This window comes from Sulfurimonas sp. HSL-3221 (genome assembly GCF_021044585.1).
GTDB lineage: Bacteria > Campylobacterota > Campylobacteria > Campylobacterales > Sulfurimonadaceae > Thiomicrolovo > Thiomicrolovo sulfuroxydans.
This window is the reverse complement of record NZ_CP087998.1, coordinates 1,011,698-1,025,929: the sequence shown is the minus strand read 5'-3', so window position 1 is coordinate 1,025,929 and position 14,232 is coordinate 1,011,698. Positions and strand designations below refer to the sequence as shown.

The 14,232-nt window shown below is 58.6% G+C and carries 15 protein-coding genes; 8 read left to right on the top strand and 7 right to left on the bottom strand.

The window, feature by feature from the left end; genetic code table 11:
* Positions 1-5: 5 nt before the first annotated feature.
* The 8 genes from LOH54_RS05210 (at position 6) to LOH54_RS05175 (ending at position 6,967) form a co-directional block, all read left to right on the top strand.
* Positions 6-533: a UbiX family flavin prenyltransferase gene (locus LOH54_RS05210; protein ID WP_231020976.1), complete on the top strand. Its 528-nt coding sequence runs from the start codon at positions 6-8 to the stop codon at positions 531-533.
* Positions 526-1,017, top strand: coding sequence for a pantetheine-phosphate adenylyltransferase (gene coaD / locus LOH54_RS05205; RefSeq protein ID WP_231020975.1), 492 nt, complete (start codon positions 526-528; stop codon positions 1,015-1,017). Before LOH54_RS05210 ends, coaD begins: the two co-directional genes overlap by 8 nt.
* Positions 1,002-1,589, top strand: coding sequence for a dTMP kinase (tmk, locus tag LOH54_RS05200; RefSeq protein ID WP_231020974.1), 588 nt, complete (start codon positions 1,002-1,004; stop codon positions 1,587-1,589). The genes coaD and tmk overlap by 16 nt, the downstream gene beginning before the upstream one ends.
* The gene (hisS, locus tag LOH54_RS05195; protein WP_231020973.1) at positions 1,586-2,797 is read left to right on the top strand and encodes a histidine--tRNA ligase; all 1,212 of its coding nucleotides are present in this window, start codon (positions 1,586-1,588) and stop codon (positions 2,795-2,797) included. The genes tmk and hisS overlap by 4 nt, the downstream gene beginning before the upstream one ends.
* 17 nt (positions 2,798-2,814) lie before the next feature.
* Positions 2,815-4,647, top strand: coding sequence for a biosynthetic arginine decarboxylase (gene speA, locus LOH54_RS05190; RefSeq protein ID WP_231020972.1), 1,833 nt, complete (start codon positions 2,815-2,817; stop codon positions 4,645-4,647).
* 11 nt (positions 4,648-4,658) lie between these two features.
* Positions 4,659-5,357, top strand: a complete 699-nt coding sequence (gene cysE / locus LOH54_RS05185) for a serine O-acetyltransferase (RefSeq protein ID WP_231020971.1) — start codon at positions 4,659-4,661, stop codon at positions 5,355-5,357.
* Complete coding sequence (locus LOH54_RS05180; protein WP_231020970.1) at positions 5,354-5,701, top strand: VanZ family protein; 348 nt, start codon at positions 5,354-5,356, stop codon at positions 5,699-5,701. The genes cysE and LOH54_RS05180 overlap by 4 nt, the downstream gene beginning before the upstream one ends.
* A 99-nt stretch (positions 5,702-5,800) precedes the next feature.
* Positions 5,801-6,967 carry a pyridoxal phosphate-dependent aminotransferase gene (locus LOH54_RS05175; protein ID WP_231020969.1) on the top strand — a complete coding sequence of 389 codons (1,167 nt, stop codon included), beginning with the start codon at positions 5,801-5,803 and terminating at the stop codon, positions 6,965-6,967.
* A gap of 115 nt (positions 6,968-7,082) precedes the next feature.
* Here the strand turns inward: LOH54_RS05175 and lpxD (LOH54_RS05170) are convergent, their stop codons facing one another.
* From lpxD (LOH54_RS05170) to LOH54_RS05140, 7 genes are all read right to left on the bottom strand, one after another.
* Positions 7,083-8,033: a UDP-3-O-(3-hydroxymyristoyl)glucosamine N-acyltransferase gene (gene lpxD / locus LOH54_RS05170; RefSeq protein ID WP_231020968.1), complete on the bottom strand. Its 951-nt coding sequence runs from the start codon at positions 8,031-8,033 to the stop codon at positions 7,083-7,085.
* Positions 8,020-9,015 carry a UDP-3-O-(3-hydroxymyristoyl)glucosamine N-acyltransferase gene (lpxD, locus tag LOH54_RS05165; protein WP_231020967.1) on the bottom strand — a complete coding sequence of 332 codons (996 nt, stop codon included), beginning with the start codon at positions 9,013-9,015 and terminating at the stop codon, positions 8,020-8,022. The genes lpxD (LOH54_RS05170) and lpxD (LOH54_RS05165) overlap by 14 nt, the downstream gene beginning before the upstream one ends.
* Complete coding sequence (ilvN, locus tag LOH54_RS05160) at positions 9,016-9,489, bottom strand: acetolactate synthase small subunit (protein ID WP_231020966.1); 474 nt, start codon at positions 9,487-9,489, stop codon at positions 9,016-9,018.
* Positions 9,486-11,180 (bottom strand): acetolactate synthase large subunit, encoded by a 1,695-nt coding sequence (locus LOH54_RS05155; RefSeq protein WP_231020965.1) that lies wholly within the window; start codon positions 11,178-11,180, stop codon positions 9,486-9,488. Before LOH54_RS05155 ends, ilvN begins: the two co-directional genes overlap by 4 nt.
* A 419-nt stretch (positions 11,181-11,599) precedes the next feature.
* Entirely contained in the window at positions 11,600-12,520 is a 921-nt protein-coding gene (locus tag LOH54_RS05150; protein WP_231020964.1) for a Ppx/GppA phosphatase family protein, read from the bottom strand.
* A gap of 5 nt (positions 12,521-12,525) precedes the next feature.
* Positions 12,526-13,737, bottom strand: coding sequence for a threonine ammonia-lyase (ilvA, locus tag LOH54_RS05145; protein ID WP_231020963.1), 1,212 nt, complete (start codon positions 13,735-13,737; stop codon positions 12,526-12,528).
* Positions 13,738-13,742: 5 nt separating this feature from the next.
* Complete coding sequence (locus LOH54_RS05140; RefSeq protein ID WP_231020962.1) at positions 13,743-14,174, bottom strand: CoA-binding protein; 432 nt, start codon at positions 14,172-14,174, stop codon at positions 13,743-13,745.
* Positions 14,175-14,232 lie beyond the last annotated feature (58 nt).

Here is a 14,232-nt window from a genome sequence, read left to right as displayed (position 1 = left end):
CGTGCATGAAGATCATCATAGCCATCAGCGGTGCAAGCGGAGCCTCCCTGGGACTCAAAACCCTCCGGGCCCTGCCGGATCATGTCCAAAAGCACCTCATCGTCTCCGAAAACGCCAAGACGGTTTTCCGCCACGAGCAGGATGTCATGCTGCACGATGAGGATGACATCGCCGCGCCGCTGGCCTCCGGCTCCTTCGGCGCGGATGCGATGCTGATCATCCCCTGCAGTATGAACACGCTGGCCAAGGTGGCCGTCGGCATCGCGGACAACCTGACCACGCGGGCGGCGAGTGTGATGATCAAGGAACATAAGACCCTGCTGCTCGCACCCCGGGAGATGCCCTTTTCGGTCATTGCCCTGGAGAACATGCACAAACTGGCAACCCTGGGCGTCTTTATCGCCCCGCCGGTCCTGGCATACTATTCGCAACAGGAGAGCCTCGATGCCATGGAGAACTTCATGATCGGCAAATGGTTCGACCTGATCGGTATCGAAAACGATCTTTACACACGCTGGGGGAGCGATGATTAAAACAGCACTCTATCCGGGGACCTTCGACCCCATCACCAACGGGCATTACGACATCATCGCACGGGCGCTCAAACTCTTCGACCGCGTCATCGTCGCCGTCGCCGAGTCGCACACCAAAAAGCCGATGTTCACCCTCGACGAGCGTGTCAGCATGGCCCATGCCGCCGTCGGGGGACTCGAGCATGTCGAGGTGATCGGCTTTGACAATCTCACCATAGACCTGGCGCGCGAATACGGCGCCGACATCCTGATCCGCGGTCTGCGCGCCGTCAGCGATTTCGAATACGAATTGCAGCTGGGCTATTTGAACCATTCGCTCGATGCGAACGTCGAAACGGTCTACCTGATGCCCAGTCTGAGAAACGCCTTTGTCAGCTCCTCCATCGTGCGCAATCTGCTCACCTTCAACGGCAAAACGGAGCACCTGCTGCCCGCCGAGGTGGAAGCCATCATCCGGGGAATGGACTCATGTACCTTGTCCTAGAGGGGATCGATACCGCCGGGAAGTCGACCCAGATGGCGGCCCTGAGGGAGCGTTTCCCCGATGCCTGTTTCACCAAGGAACCCGGCGGCACGCCGGCCGGGGAGCGGATCCGTTCCCTGCTCCTGGAGACGGGGGTCCGGTCCGAGCGCGCGGAGATGCTGCTCTTCCTGGCCGACCGCAGCGAGCATATCGAGGAGGTCGTCCTTCCCCACCGCTCCGAGCTGATCGTCTCGGACCGTTCGGTGATTTCGGGGATGGCCTACGCCATGGTCAAGCAGGCGTTCGAACCCGACGAACTGCTCCACCTCAACCGCTTTGCCACGGGAGGGGTACTGCCCGACTTCGCCGTCGTATTGAAGCTGGAAGAGCCCGAGCTCAGACGCCGTCTCGCCGGCAAAGAGCAGGATGCCATCGAGTCCCGGGGCACCGAGTACCTGCTGGCGATTCAGGATGAGTTGGAGCGGGCCGCCCGGCTGCTGGGGATCCCGACCCTCGTCATCGATGCCGCGCTGGACGTCGATACGATCACTGAACAGATCGAAGAAATTATCATCACCAAAGGAGAGTCATGATTCGTTCCCTGCGTGGTATGAATGACATACTGCCGCCGGACAACGTGCGGTTTGAATACTTTTTGGAAACGGCCACGGCCATCGCCAGGCGTTACGGCTTCAGCTACGTCGAAACGCCGCTGCTCGAGGAGACGGCGCTGTTCAAACGCTCCGTCGGCGAGTCCAGCGACATTGTCGGCAAAGAGATGTACCAGTTTATCGACAAGGGCGAGAACGACGTCTGTCTCCGCCCCGAAGGGACCGCCGGCGTCGTACGCGCTTTCGTCCAGAACAAGCTCGACCGTGCCGGGGGGATCCACCGCTATTTCTACCACGGGGCGATGTTCCGCTACGAGCGCCCGCAGAAGGGGCGCCTGCGCGAATTCCACCAGTTCGGGTGCGAAAGCTTCGGTGTCGATTCCGTCTATGAGGACGTCACGATCATCACCATGATCGCCGATATCCTCACGGCCCTGGGGATCTCTTACCGCCTCAAGATCAACTCCCTCGGCGACCAGCACTGCATGCCGCAGTACCGCGAGATGCTTGTCGGTTTTCTCGACAAGCATGAAGAGCATATCTGTGAGGATTGTGCGCGCCGCAAAGCGACCAACCCCATCCGCGTGCTTGACTGCAAGAACGACAAGTGCCAGATCCTCTACAAAGAGGCACCGAAACTGATGGACAACCTCTGCGAAGCTTGCGAGAGCGACTTTGCGACGCTGAAGCAGCTGCTCGACGAGGGCGGGATCGCCTACGAAGTCGACACCCACCTGGTCCGCGGTCTGGACTACTACTCCAAGACGGCGTTCGAGTTCGTCAGCGACGAGATCGGTGCGCAGAGTGCCGTGGCCGGCGGGGGACGCTACGACCGCCTCGTCGAGTTTCTGGACGGCCGCGCCACTCCGGCCGTCGGCTTCGCCATCGGGATCGAGCGTCTGCTCGAACTGATCAAAATGCCCGAAGCCGTCCGTAACGGCTACTACATGGGGGCGATGGACGCCGAGTCCCTGCCCCAGATCATGCAGCTCGCCCGCGACAAACGCGCCGGTGACACCGTCGTCGTCGAATACGCGCCCAAAGGCCTCAAGGCCCACCTCAAAGGGGCCGACCGCATCAGCGCACGCTACTGTGTCGTGATCGGTGAGAACGAACGCAACAAGGGGAAGGTCTGGATCAAAGACCTCGAAACCAAAACCGAATCGGTTATTCCGGCCGATCAACTCTAACTTCAGGAAGCACACACATGCAACAGCCCTACGGACTCGATATCTGGGGTGACCAAAACTTCATCATTCGCGACGGGAAAGCCCACATCAACTACAAAAGCTCTCCCGCGCTCATCGATATTGCCGCGCAGATCCGTTCTGAGGGGATTACCGGTCCCGTTATTCTCCGGTTCCCCCACCTCATTTCCAAACAGATCGATGCCCTCTACGGCCACTTCAACCGGGCCATCGAGGAAAACCACTACCAGGGGCGCTTCAAAGCCGTCTATCCGCTGAAAGTCAACCAGTACCCGGAGGTTGTCAAGTCCATCGTGGAAGCGGGCAAGGATCACAAGTACGGCCTCGAGGCCGGTTCCAAGGCGGAGCTGATCCTGGCCATGGCCAACACCCCGACAGGCTCACCGATTACCGTCAACGGCTTCAAAGACGTCGAGATGATTACCATGGGCTTCCTCGCGGCACAGATGGGGCACAATATTACCCTCACCATCGAGGGGATCGGCGAACTCGAATCAATCATCGAAGTCGCCGAGAACACCTCTTTCCGCGTCCCGAATATCGGTATCCGTATTCGTCTGCACAGCGGCGGCAGCGGCATCTGGGCCAAAAGCGGCGGGATGCAGGCCAAATTCGGCCTCACCTCGACCGAGCTGCTCGAAGCTTTCGACCTGCTCAAACGCCACAACCTGCTTGACCGATTTACGATGCTCCACTTCCATATCGGGTCGCAGATGGATGAGATCGCCCCGCTCAAGCGCGCCCTGCGCGAAGCGGGGAACATCTACGCCGAGCTCAAACGGATGGGGGCGGATGCCCTGCGCGCCATCAATATCGGCGGCGGCCTCTCCGTCGAATATGCCCAGCACCCGGCGCAGCGGGTGCGCAACTATAGCCTTAAAGAGTTTGCCAACGACGTTGTCTTCCTGCTCGGCGGTATTATGAAGGCCAAAGGGGTCGAACACCCCAACATCGTCACCGAGTCGGGCCGTTTCATCTCCGCGTCGCACGCCGTCCTCGTCACGCCGGTCCTGGAGCTCTTCTCCCACGACTACCAGGAGCGTTCCCTCAAACTCAAGGAGGTTAACCCGCCGCTGATCGAGGAGCTGCTCGAACTGAACAACATGCTCACCTCGGGCAACAGTATTGAGTACCTCCACGACGCGCTTGACCACCTCGAATCCCTGCTCAAGCTTTTCGAGCTGGGCTACATCGACCTTCAGGACCGCTCGAACGCGGAAACCCTGGTGCACCTGATTATCAAAAGAGCGCTCTACCTCAAGCAGAGCAACCAGCTGCCCGAGATCGAACGGCTGCAGGAGCGGCTGCAGGAGCGCTACCTCGTCAACAGCTCATTCTTCCAGAGCATGCCCGATTATTGGGGGCTGAAACAGCACTTTCCCGTCATGCCGCTGGACCGGCTCGAACAGCCGGCCATCCGTGCCGCGTCGCTGTGGGACATCACCTGCGACAGTGACGGGGAGATCGGCTTCGATCCCACGGCGCCGCTCTACCTGCACGACGTCGACCTGGACGTCGAGGAGTATTTCCTCGGCTTCTTCAACGTCGGCGCCTACCAGGAGACCCTCGGGATGCACCACAACCTCTTCAGCCATCCCAGCGAAGCGACGGTACTGATCGACGACGACGGCTACCGCTTCACCAACCTCGACGAGGCCGAAGATATCCTCGAGATCCTTGATAATCTCGAGTACGACCCGGCCACCGTATTAAAACAACTTGAAACACGTATCGCCGAATCCGAATTTATGACAAAGGAAGAAAACCGTGATACACTTTCCACACTTAAACACTTTCTGGCGCAAAACGGCTACTTGCGTACAACGAAATAAAGGGGTTCGCATTGGGACTGTTTGCTGAGATCAGAGAAGATTTTTCGAACGTCTACCGCAACGACCCCGCGATCAGCAGCCGCTTCGAACTCTTCTTTAACTACCCCGGTATCTGGGCCGTCACCTGGTACCGTATCGCCAACCGGTTCTACCGGAAAGGGTTTCGCCGGACCGCCCGTTTCATCATGGCCATCAACCAGGTATTGACCAACATTGACATCCACCCGGGCGCGACGATCGGCCGTCGCTTCTTCATTGACCACGGCATCGGCGTCGTCATCGGGGAGACCTGTATTATCGAAGATGACGTCCTCGTCTACCAGGGCGTGACCCTGGGCGGGGTCAGCCTTACCCCGGGCAAACGCCACCCGACGATCAAAAGCAACGCCGTCATCGGCGCCGGTGCGAAGGTGCTCGGCGACATCATTATCGGTGAAAACGCCAAGATCGGTTCGAACTCCGTTGTTGTCAAACCGGTTCCCGACAACTCCACCGCCGTCGGCATCCCGGCGCGCATCATCGAAAAGGGGCGTGACAAAGACCCGCTCAGCCACAACAAACTTCCCGACATCGACAAGGAGCTCTTCGAGTACCTGCTCAAGCGGGTCGCCGTCCTCGAGCATATCCTGATGCAGGACAACGCCGAAATCCTCGAACAGGACCTCGAGCTGGAGCATATCTACGACTCCTTCCTCAAAGCGATGAAATGAACGCCGCGAAGTTCCTCTTCGCCGTAACACTGCTTACCGTCACCCTTCTCGCCTTCATCCCGACGTACGAGCCGCTGCCGGAGATCGTTTCCTTTAGCGATATTCTCAACCACTTTGCCGCATTTTTTACCCTCTATCTGCTCCATCTCTTTGCCTACCCCGCATTTTCATGGCGCTGGCGCGGTGCGCTCTTGCTCGGCTACGGCGTCATGATCGAAGCCGTGCAGGCCTTTCTACCGAATCGCTACGCTTCGTTGTCCGATGTCGCCGTCGACGCCGCCGCCCTGACGGCCGCGATGCTGCTTCACCTCCTCGTTTACCGCCTCAGAGCGCGCCGCGCTTAAATTTCGCTCCGACAGACCTTTTTCAACACTGCCCTTATGCTTATAGTGGTATAATTTCAGGATTTAACACTAGGGATTTTTCCCGCCAAAAGGCATAGAATGCAACTGACCGATAGAGTAAATGTCCTCTCCGAATCGATCACGATCGCCGTCACGGCCCTCGCGCAAGAGCTGCGTGCCCAGGGCAAGGACGTGCTGAGTTTCTCCGCCGGCGAACCAGACTTCGGTACGCCCCGCGTCATCAAAGATGCCGCTATCGCCGCCATCGAAAGCGACAAGACCCGCTATACGGCCGTCGACGGCATCCCGGAACTGAAAAAGGCGGTTATCGAGAAACTGAAACGCGACAACGGCCTGCACTACGAAATGAACCAGGTCATCGTCAACAACGGTGCCAAGCATTCGCTCTTCAACCTCTTTTCGGCAACGATCCAGGAAGGCGACGAGGTGATTATCCCCGCACCCTACTGGGTCACCTACCCCGAGCTGGTCAAATACTGCGGCGGCACTCCGGTCGAGATCTTGACCGACGATGCCAGCGGCTTCAAGATCACACCGCAGCAGCTGCGCAATGCCATCACGCCGAAAACGAAGATGCTGATCCTCACGACGCCGTCCAACCCGACGGGCGCCGTCTACTCCAAAACAGAGCTTGAAGGTCTGGCAGAAGTCCTCAAGGGTACCGACATCATCGTCGCCAGCGACGAGATGTACGAAAAGCTCATCTACAAAGGGGAGTTCACCTCCGCCGCGGCGATCAGCAACGATATGTTCCAGCGTACCGTCACCATCAACGGGCTGAGTAAATCCGTCGCGATGACAGGGTGGCGCTTCGGCTATATGGCCTCTGCGGATGCGGAGATGATCAAAGCGACGAAGAAACTGCAGAGCCAGAGCACTTCCAACATCAACTCCATCACTCAGTACGCTGCCCTCAAAGGGCTTGACGGTTCTGCGGATGAGGAGATCGAGATGATGCGCCAGGCCTTTATGGCCCGCCGCGACGAAGCGGTCGAACGCTTCAACGCTGTCGACGGCCTCTCCGTCCTCTCACCGGACGGCGCCTTCTACCTCTTTGTCAATATCAAAGAGATCACGGAAGACTCCCTCACTTTCTGCAAGCGCCTGCTCGAAGAGAAAGAGGTCGCCGTCGTCCCGGGACTCGGTTTCGGTATGGACGGCTACTTCCGCTTCAGTTTTGCCACCGACATCGAGAACATCCGCGAAGGGATCGCACGGATCGCCGACTTCGTCAAAACCTACTGATCTGCCTTCCGGGACGGCGGAACACGCCGTCTCGTACTACGTCCAACAACAATTCACTTAGAGATTTAAAAAAGAAGAGAGTGCCTCTCCCGCATTTGCAGAAGCCGATGGCGTCCTAGGCTTTGAGCAGCCGCGCCAGTTTGCCCTGGAGTTTCAACCAGAGTCTGTGTTCCATTAGCGGGAATCCGCCGTAGACATTGGCTTTATCGACACTCTTCGTCACCCCGCCGCGCGCGGCGATCGTCGTAAACGGGGCAATGGATAGGTGGCCCGCCGTCGCGCTCTGGCCGCCCATGACAACGTTGCGTCCGAGGCTGGAAGAGCCTGCAAGCCCCACCTGCGAGACCAGCACGCTGTATTCGCCGATGACGCAGTTGTGCCCCACCTGGACAAGGTTGTCGATCCGCACCCCTTTTTTGATCACGGTGCTCTTGAAGACGGCGCGGTCAATCGTCGTGTTGGAGCCAATCTCGACATCATCTTCGATGACGACGTTGCCGTTTTGATAGATCTTGATGTGCTCGCCCAGTTTCGTCGTTGCGAAGCCGAAGCCGTCGCTGCCGATCACCGTCCCTGCATGGATGATACAGTCGCTGCCGATCTTGCAGTCGCGGTAGACCGTGACATTGGGATAGAGGACCGTGTTGTCGCCTATCGTAACGTTGTTTCCGACAAAAACACCCGGCATGATATGGCACTGCTTTCCGATACGGCTCCCCTTGGCGACAAAGGCACCCGCTTCGATCACCGTCCCTTCGCCGACGGCGGTTTCAGGCAGGTCATGCTCCAGACGAAGAGGCGCGAAAAAAGCGGAAGCTTTTGCCAGTGTGATATAGGGTTCGTCAACGATCAGGGGAGTGCACTGTTCGGGCAGGTTTTTCGCCATCTCCTCCGTGACTAACACGGCCGCGGCATTCGTTCCCGAGAGCTGTGAAGCGTATTTCGGATTTTCCAAAAAGCTCACTTCATTCTGCCCCGCTTCCTGCAGGGCGTTGAGACCGTTGATCTCCCGCTCCTCCCCGCTGAAGGGAATGGCGAGTTTTTGGCAGAACTCACTCAGTTTCATGTGCTTTCGCCCTCCGTTTGGTGCTGATCCCCTCTTTGGCCAGCTTCGACAGCCGGCTCTGAAGCCGGGTCCAGAGACGATGTTCCATCAGTGGGTAGCCGCTGAAGATTTTACCGCTCTCCTTGATAGACTTTGTGACGCCCGAACGCGCCGTGAAGGTCGTAAACGGGGCAATCTCGAGGTGATCGGAAAAGGCCGTCTGACCGCTGACGACACAGTTGCGGCCCAGATGCGTCGACCCGCCGACGCCGACCTGCGCAACGAAGATACAGTGCTCCCCGATGTCGCAGTTGTGGCCGATATGCACGTTGTTGTCGATCTTGGCGCCACGGCGGACAATCGTCGAATTGAACAGCGCCCGGTCGATCGAGCAGTTTGCCCCGATCTCTACGTCATCTTCGATGACGACGTTGCCGTTTTGGTAGATCTTGACGTGTTCGCCCTGGGCCGTATGCGCGTAGCCGAAGCCGTCCGCGCCGATGGTACTGCCGCCATGGATGCGGCAACGCGAACCGATACGGCAGTCGCGGTAGATTGTCACATTGGGGAAGATCACCGTATCGTCGCCGATCACGACGCCTGATCCGACATAGGCGCCGGCCATCACCGTGACGCCCTTGCCGATCACCGTCCCCTTCTCGATATTAGCGCGCGGGTCGATGAAGCTCTCCGCTCCGATAACCGGTTCGGAGGCATCATGATCGATCAGCGGCGGGGCGAAGAGTGCCGTTGCCTTTGCCATGCTAAGGGAGACATCCTCGCAGACAAGTGCGATGCAGTGCTCCGGAACGGCATCTACGGCATCCGCTTTGACCAGCACGGCCGCGGCTTTTGTCGTTTCCAGGGAGTTGAGGTAGCGATTGTCGGAAAGGTAGGAGAGTTCTTCTGCCGACGCCTCTGCCAGCGTATTCATCGCACGAATCTCGCGCTCTTCACCCGGCAGCGGCGTACCGAGTGTTTCCGCGATAAGAGAGAGTCGCACCTAGCGCTCCAGGGCCACTGTACCGCTGCGGACGATCTCTTTGGGATTAAAACGTTTCACGGCTTCGAGGTAGTGCGAAACGCGTTTGGGCTCGTCGGCGACCATTGCGATGATCATGTCGTTGCCGACATTGACGATCTTGCCATTGTAGGCTTTGCTCAGCGTTTCGATATCGGAGAGGTTCTCCCCGATCGGGAACTTGACCATCGCCATCTCCTTCTCGACGAGATCGGCGTGTTCATAGACCCGCAGGACCGGGATGAGCTTGTGCAGCTGCTTAATGATCTGTTCGATCACCCGGACGGAACCGGAGGTCGCGATAGTGAGACGCGAATATTTCGATTCCGGGATCGGGGCGACGGTCAATGACTCGATGTTGTAGCCGCGGGCCGAAAAGAGGTCCGTGATCCGCGACAGGGCACTGGCTTCGTTCTGTAAAATGACCGATACAACTCTTCTTTCGTTCTGCATCATTTATCCTTGTATTCCAACATCATATTGAACAGCGAACCGCCGGCCGGGACCATCGGCAGAACGTTCTCGAAACGCGAAACGCTGACGTTGATCATCGCCACGACGTTCTTCTCGACCGCATCTTTGAGCGCGGCGTCGAACTCCTCTTTCGTCTCGACGTTGTAGCCGACCCCGCCGAAACTCTCGACGAGCCCGACCCAGTTGGGCTGCATGGAGAGGTCCGTCTCCGAATAGCGCTTGTCATAAAAGAGCGTCTGCCACTGGCGGACCATCCCCAGGAAATGATTGTTCAGGATGACGTTGATAACCGGCAGTTTGTACTCGACCGACGTCATCAGCTCCTGGATGTTCATCAGGATCGAGCCGTCGCCCGTGACGTTGATGCTGACGCGTTCCATATCGCCGCGCTTGACCCCCATCGCCGCCGGAAAACCGAAGCCCATCGTGCCCAGACCGCCGGAACTGATGAACTGGCGCGGCCGCGAGAAGGGGTAGAACTGAGCCGTCCACATCTGATGCTGGCCGACGTCGGTGCTGATGTTCGCCTTTTCACCCAGCAGCTGCCCGATGCGCTCGATGACCCACTGCGGTTTGATCGTACCCGCTTCCTCTTCGTAGCCCAGCGGATGCAGTTTGTTGAAGTGGTCGATCGTCTCCAGCCACGGGGCATAACGTTCCGGATCGACTTTACCCTTTGCCAGGGTCGTCATCTCTTCGACGACGTACTTGACGTCCCCGACGATCGGGTACTCCGCGTTGACGAGCTTGGAGATGCTCGCGGGGTCGATGTCGACATGGATAATGTCGGCGTTTTTCGCGAACTCGCTCAGCTTCCCGGTAACACGGTCGTCAAAACGGGCCCCCAGGCCGATGACCAGGTCCGTTTCGCTCATCGCCATGTTGGCAGCGTAGGAGCCGTGCATCCCCAGCATGGAAATCACGAGCGGGTTGTCCGCCCCCATCGTCCCGCGGGCCATGAAGGTTTCAACCGCCGGAATGCCCGTCATTTTCGCGAAGGCACGGACTTCGTCCGCCGCATTGGCGCTGATGATACCGCCGCCGAGGTAGAGCAGCGGGCGCTTGGCCGCGGCAATAGCCTCGATCGCCTTTTTGATCTGGCGGGCATTGCCTTTGGTCGTCGGCTTGTAGGTCTCCATCTCTACCGGTCTGCTGTAGTCGAACTCGGCGATCTGTGCGGTAACGTCTTTGGGAATGTCGACGTGGACCGGTCCCGGCCGCCCGGTCGCGGCGAGGTAGAAGGCCTCTTTCAGGACGCGCGGAAGGTCCGCCGCATCGGTGACAAGGTAGTTATGCTTCGTACACGAACGGCTGATACCGACGGAGTCGATCTCCTGGAACGCATCCGTTCCGATCAGCGACATCGGGACCTGCCCGCTGATAACGACGAGAGGGATGGAGTCCATATACGCATCGGCGATTCCCGTCACGGCGTTGGTAAAGCCCGGACCGGACGTGACCATCGCCACGCCGACCTTACCGGTTACCTTCGCATACCCTTCCGCCGCATGCACGGCCGCCTGCTCGTGCCGGGTCAGGATATGTTGGAAATCATCTTGTTTGTATATTTCGTCATAGACGTTCATGATGGCACCGCCGGGGTAACCGAATACGGTATCGACCCCTTCGTGTTTCAGTGCCTCAATGACCATCTGTGCGCCACTCATCTGCATGGCTTTCTCCTCGTAAAAACGTCTCGTAGATAGCACAGTGTTCTATCGGTTCCGAGACTCTATCTAAATAATGGGTATCTCCAGCTTTCTTCACGGTCTCAGCACTGCAGCGAAAGGCATAATCAAGGCGACGCTTTGATGGCCTGGCTTGAGCCAAGTCAAAAAGCGGCAACGCAGAGTATGTTGTTCGCTGCAGTGCCCTACGGGAGGGGTTTTGACGTACGATCTCTCCTCCGTTCCCTTCTTGACTTGGCCCAAGCCAGGCCTTCGCAGGAAACAAAGAAAATCTCATACGTCAAAACCGCTCTGAGATACGCGCAGAAAGCTGAAGATACCCATAAATAAAAATGGGGTAATTATAGTCGATTAATCGTTAAACAGGGGTAAGTTTTTCGCTTAAATAAGGGGGAAAGAGGGATTTAGCGTTCCCCCTCCTTGCAAAAGTCTATTGCCACCCCTTCGCGCACTCCGTCGTCGATCACGACTGCGTCATTGTAGTCGAGTACTTCGTAGAAGAGCTCGACGATCACGATCCCCGCGACGATCAGCGCCTCGCGTCCCACACCGACATAAAGCGTGCGTGTCATATCGTCCAGCGCCAGCAGTTCCTGCAGCGCTTTCTCGCAATCGGGCCTGCTGAGTCTGTAGCCGTTGATCTTGGAGGGGTCGTAACTGTCGTAGGTCATTCCCTGCAGGAATGCGGCAATAGTCGTCGGAGTCCCGGCCGTCATCACGAAGGTAAGGGGGCGTCCCTTGGTAATGATGTAGGTATCCACAAAAATGTACACCTCACGCAGCAGTTGAAGCTGCACAAAGGTCCTGATCTCCGCGGGGTCTTCGCACTGCTGGGCCACCGTCACGATGCCGATGGGAAAACTCTTTGAGACCGTCTCGCCGTTTTGATGGAAGATCACCTCCGTCGAGCCGCCGCCGATGTCGATCATGCAGAGCGATTCCGACGACATCCCGAGTTCCGCCAGGCGCGCGCGGGCCGCCGTCAGGGCGTAAAACGCCTCCCGGTCGGCATCGATCACCTCGAACCGCACCCCCGTCTCCCCGGCAATCCGCGCAAGTACTTCGTCACTGTTCTGCGCCATGCGCATGGCCGCGGTCGTGACGGCGTGGTAGGGTGTCTTCTTCAGGTCGAACAGTGCGTCCGCCTCTTTGAGCGCTTCGATCACCCGCTCGACCGCGCCCTCGTCTATACGGCCTGTCTCGTGCATTCGGTCTGCGGTCTTGACGATCCGTTCGCATTCGCGGCCGAAGGTGCCCGTCGCACAATCGTATTCGATGGCGCGGCAGGTGTTCGACCCCAGATCGATCGCAACGACTTTGGCCATAGAGGTCAGTGCCCTTCCTGGCTGAGATAGCCGTGGTGGTGAAGGAGGTCGCGAATCTCGTTCTGATGCGCCTCGCCCTTCGTCTCCAGGTGGATCGTTACGTTGGCATCCCCGTAGTCAAGATCCGTCGAGGTGCGGTCGTAGGCGATATGCACGATGTTCGCGTTGAGGGATTTGAGCAGTTCCGTCAGCTGCATCAGCGACCCAGGGCGGTCGACAAGAGTAACGGTCAGTTTCATTTTCCGGAACGATTTGAGCAGACCCTTCTCGATAATAACGGAGAGCAGCGTGACGTCCACGTTCCCGCCCGAAAGCACGACGGCGACCCTTTTACCAACGAGGTGCGGCAGTTTTTTGTGCAGCAGCGCCGCAACGCCGACGGCACCGGCCCCTTCGACCGAGAGCTTCTGCTTTTCCAGCAGAAAGAGGATCGCGTTGGCGATCTCTTCGTCGTCGACGCCGATAAAACGGTCGACGCTCTCCAGGATGTATGCCAGGGTCTTCGGCGAGGTGTCGCGCACCGCGATCCCGTCGGCGATGGTACGGACCGAGGTCGTGTCGATCGGCCGCTTCGCTTCAAAGGATTGGCGCATCGCCGGTGCGCCGGTCGCGCTGACGCCGATCACCTCGATGGAGGGATCAATCTGCTTCACCGCGGCGGCAACGCCGCTGATAAGTCCGCCGCCGCCGACGGGGACGACCACCGCGTCGGGACGTTCGCCCGCCGCCAGCAGTTCCAGCCCCAGCGTCCCCTGTCCGGCAATGACTTCGTCATCCTCGAAGGGGTGGACGAACTCCAGCCCGTGCTCCGTACCGTAAGCGACGGCATGGGCGTAGGCCTCGTCGTAGTTGTTGCCGTGCAGGATGACTTCCGCCCCGAAATGGCGCACACCGTCCACCTTGGTCAGCGGCGTCGATTCGGGCATCACGATGACGGCACGGATCCCGAACTGCGACGCGGAGTACGCCACTCCCTGGGCATGGTTGCCCGCACTCGCCGCCACCACACCGCGCGCGCGTTCCGCGTCGCTGAGCGACGCGATCTTGTTGTAGGCACCCCGGATCTTGAACGCACCCGTAATCTGGAGGTTCTCCTTCTTGAGGTAGACCTCGCAGCCGCTCATTTCACTGAGATAGGGCGCAAAGGCGTAGGGGGTCTTCGTCACGACGCCGCCGATGCGTTCGGCGGCCTGTTCGATCTTGCTGAAAGGGAACAACGGTACTATCCCAAAAGATGGCGGTGTTCGACCATCGTGCAGTGGTTCTGAACGACTTTCATCCCCGCCTTTTCCGCTTTTTCGGCAGCCGCGTTATTGACGATCCCCTTCTGGGCCCAGAAGAACTTCACATCGCCGCGCGCGATGCAGGCGTCCGCGACGGCATCCAGGGCCGCCGGCTTGCGAAAGATGTCGACCATATCGACCTCGAATGGGATCTCAGCCAGGGAGCGGTAGACCTTTTCGCCGAGGATCTCCTCCTCTTTGGGGTAGACAGGAACGATCTTATAGCCCGCCTCTTTGAGGTATTTCGCTACACGGTGGCTGTCCTTGCTCTCATCGGGGGAGAGCCCGAGAACGGCGATCGTCTTGGTCGCTTCGAACATCGCCTTGATCTCATCGCTGTTGGCGTTTACCGTCGGGAATTCGCACTCCATATCGTTCCTTTTTTTCGGGAATTATAACACTTTCTCCTGCCCCTTCGGTAAAAGCCCC

Excerpts from the sequence above, each read along its gene's own strand:
- LOH54_RS05210 (WP_231020976.1), top strand. The coding sequence starts at position 6 with ATGAAGATCATCATAGCCATCAGCGGTGCAAGCGGAGCCTCCCTGGGA.
- LOH54_RS05155 (WP_231020965.1), bottom strand. The coding sequence starts at position 11,180 with ATGCAGATGAGTGGCGCACAGATGGTCATTGAGGCACTGAAACACGAA.
- LOH54_RS05150 (WP_231020964.1), bottom strand. The coding sequence starts at position 12,520 with ATGGCCAAAGTCGTTGCGATCGATCTGGGGTCGAACACCTGCCGCGCC.
- LOH54_RS05140 (WP_231020962.1), bottom strand. The coding sequence starts at position 14,174 with ATGGAGTGCGAATTCCCGACGGTAAACGCCAACAGCGATGAGATCAAG.
- hisS (WP_231020973.1), top strand. The coding sequence starts at position 1,586 with ATGATTCGTTCCCTGCGTGGTATGAATGACATACTGCCGCCGGACAAC.
- tmk (WP_231020974.1), top strand. The coding sequence starts at position 1,002 with ATGTACCTTGTCCTAGAGGGGATCGATACCGCCGGGAAGTCGACCCAG.
- speA (WP_231020972.1), top strand. The coding sequence starts at position 2,815 with ATGCAACAGCCCTACGGACTCGATATCTGGGGTGACCAAAACTTCATC.
- coaD (WP_231020975.1), top strand. The coding sequence starts at position 526 with ATGATTAAAACAGCACTCTATCCGGGGACCTTCGACCCCATCACCAAC.
- LOH54_RS05175 (WP_231020969.1), top strand. The coding sequence starts at position 5,801 with ATGCAACTGACCGATAGAGTAAATGTCCTCTCCGAATCGATCACGATC.
- lpxD (WP_231020968.1), bottom strand. The coding sequence starts at position 8,033 with ATGAAACTGAGTGAGTTCTGCCAAAAACTCGCCATTCCCTTCAGCGGG.
- ilvN (WP_231020966.1), bottom strand. The coding sequence starts at position 9,489 with ATGATGCAGAACGAAAGAAGAGTTGTATCGGTCATTTTACAGAACGAA.
- LOH54_RS05180 (WP_231020970.1), top strand. The coding sequence starts at position 5,354 with ATGAACGCCGCGAAGTTCCTCTTCGCCGTAACACTGCTTACCGTCACC.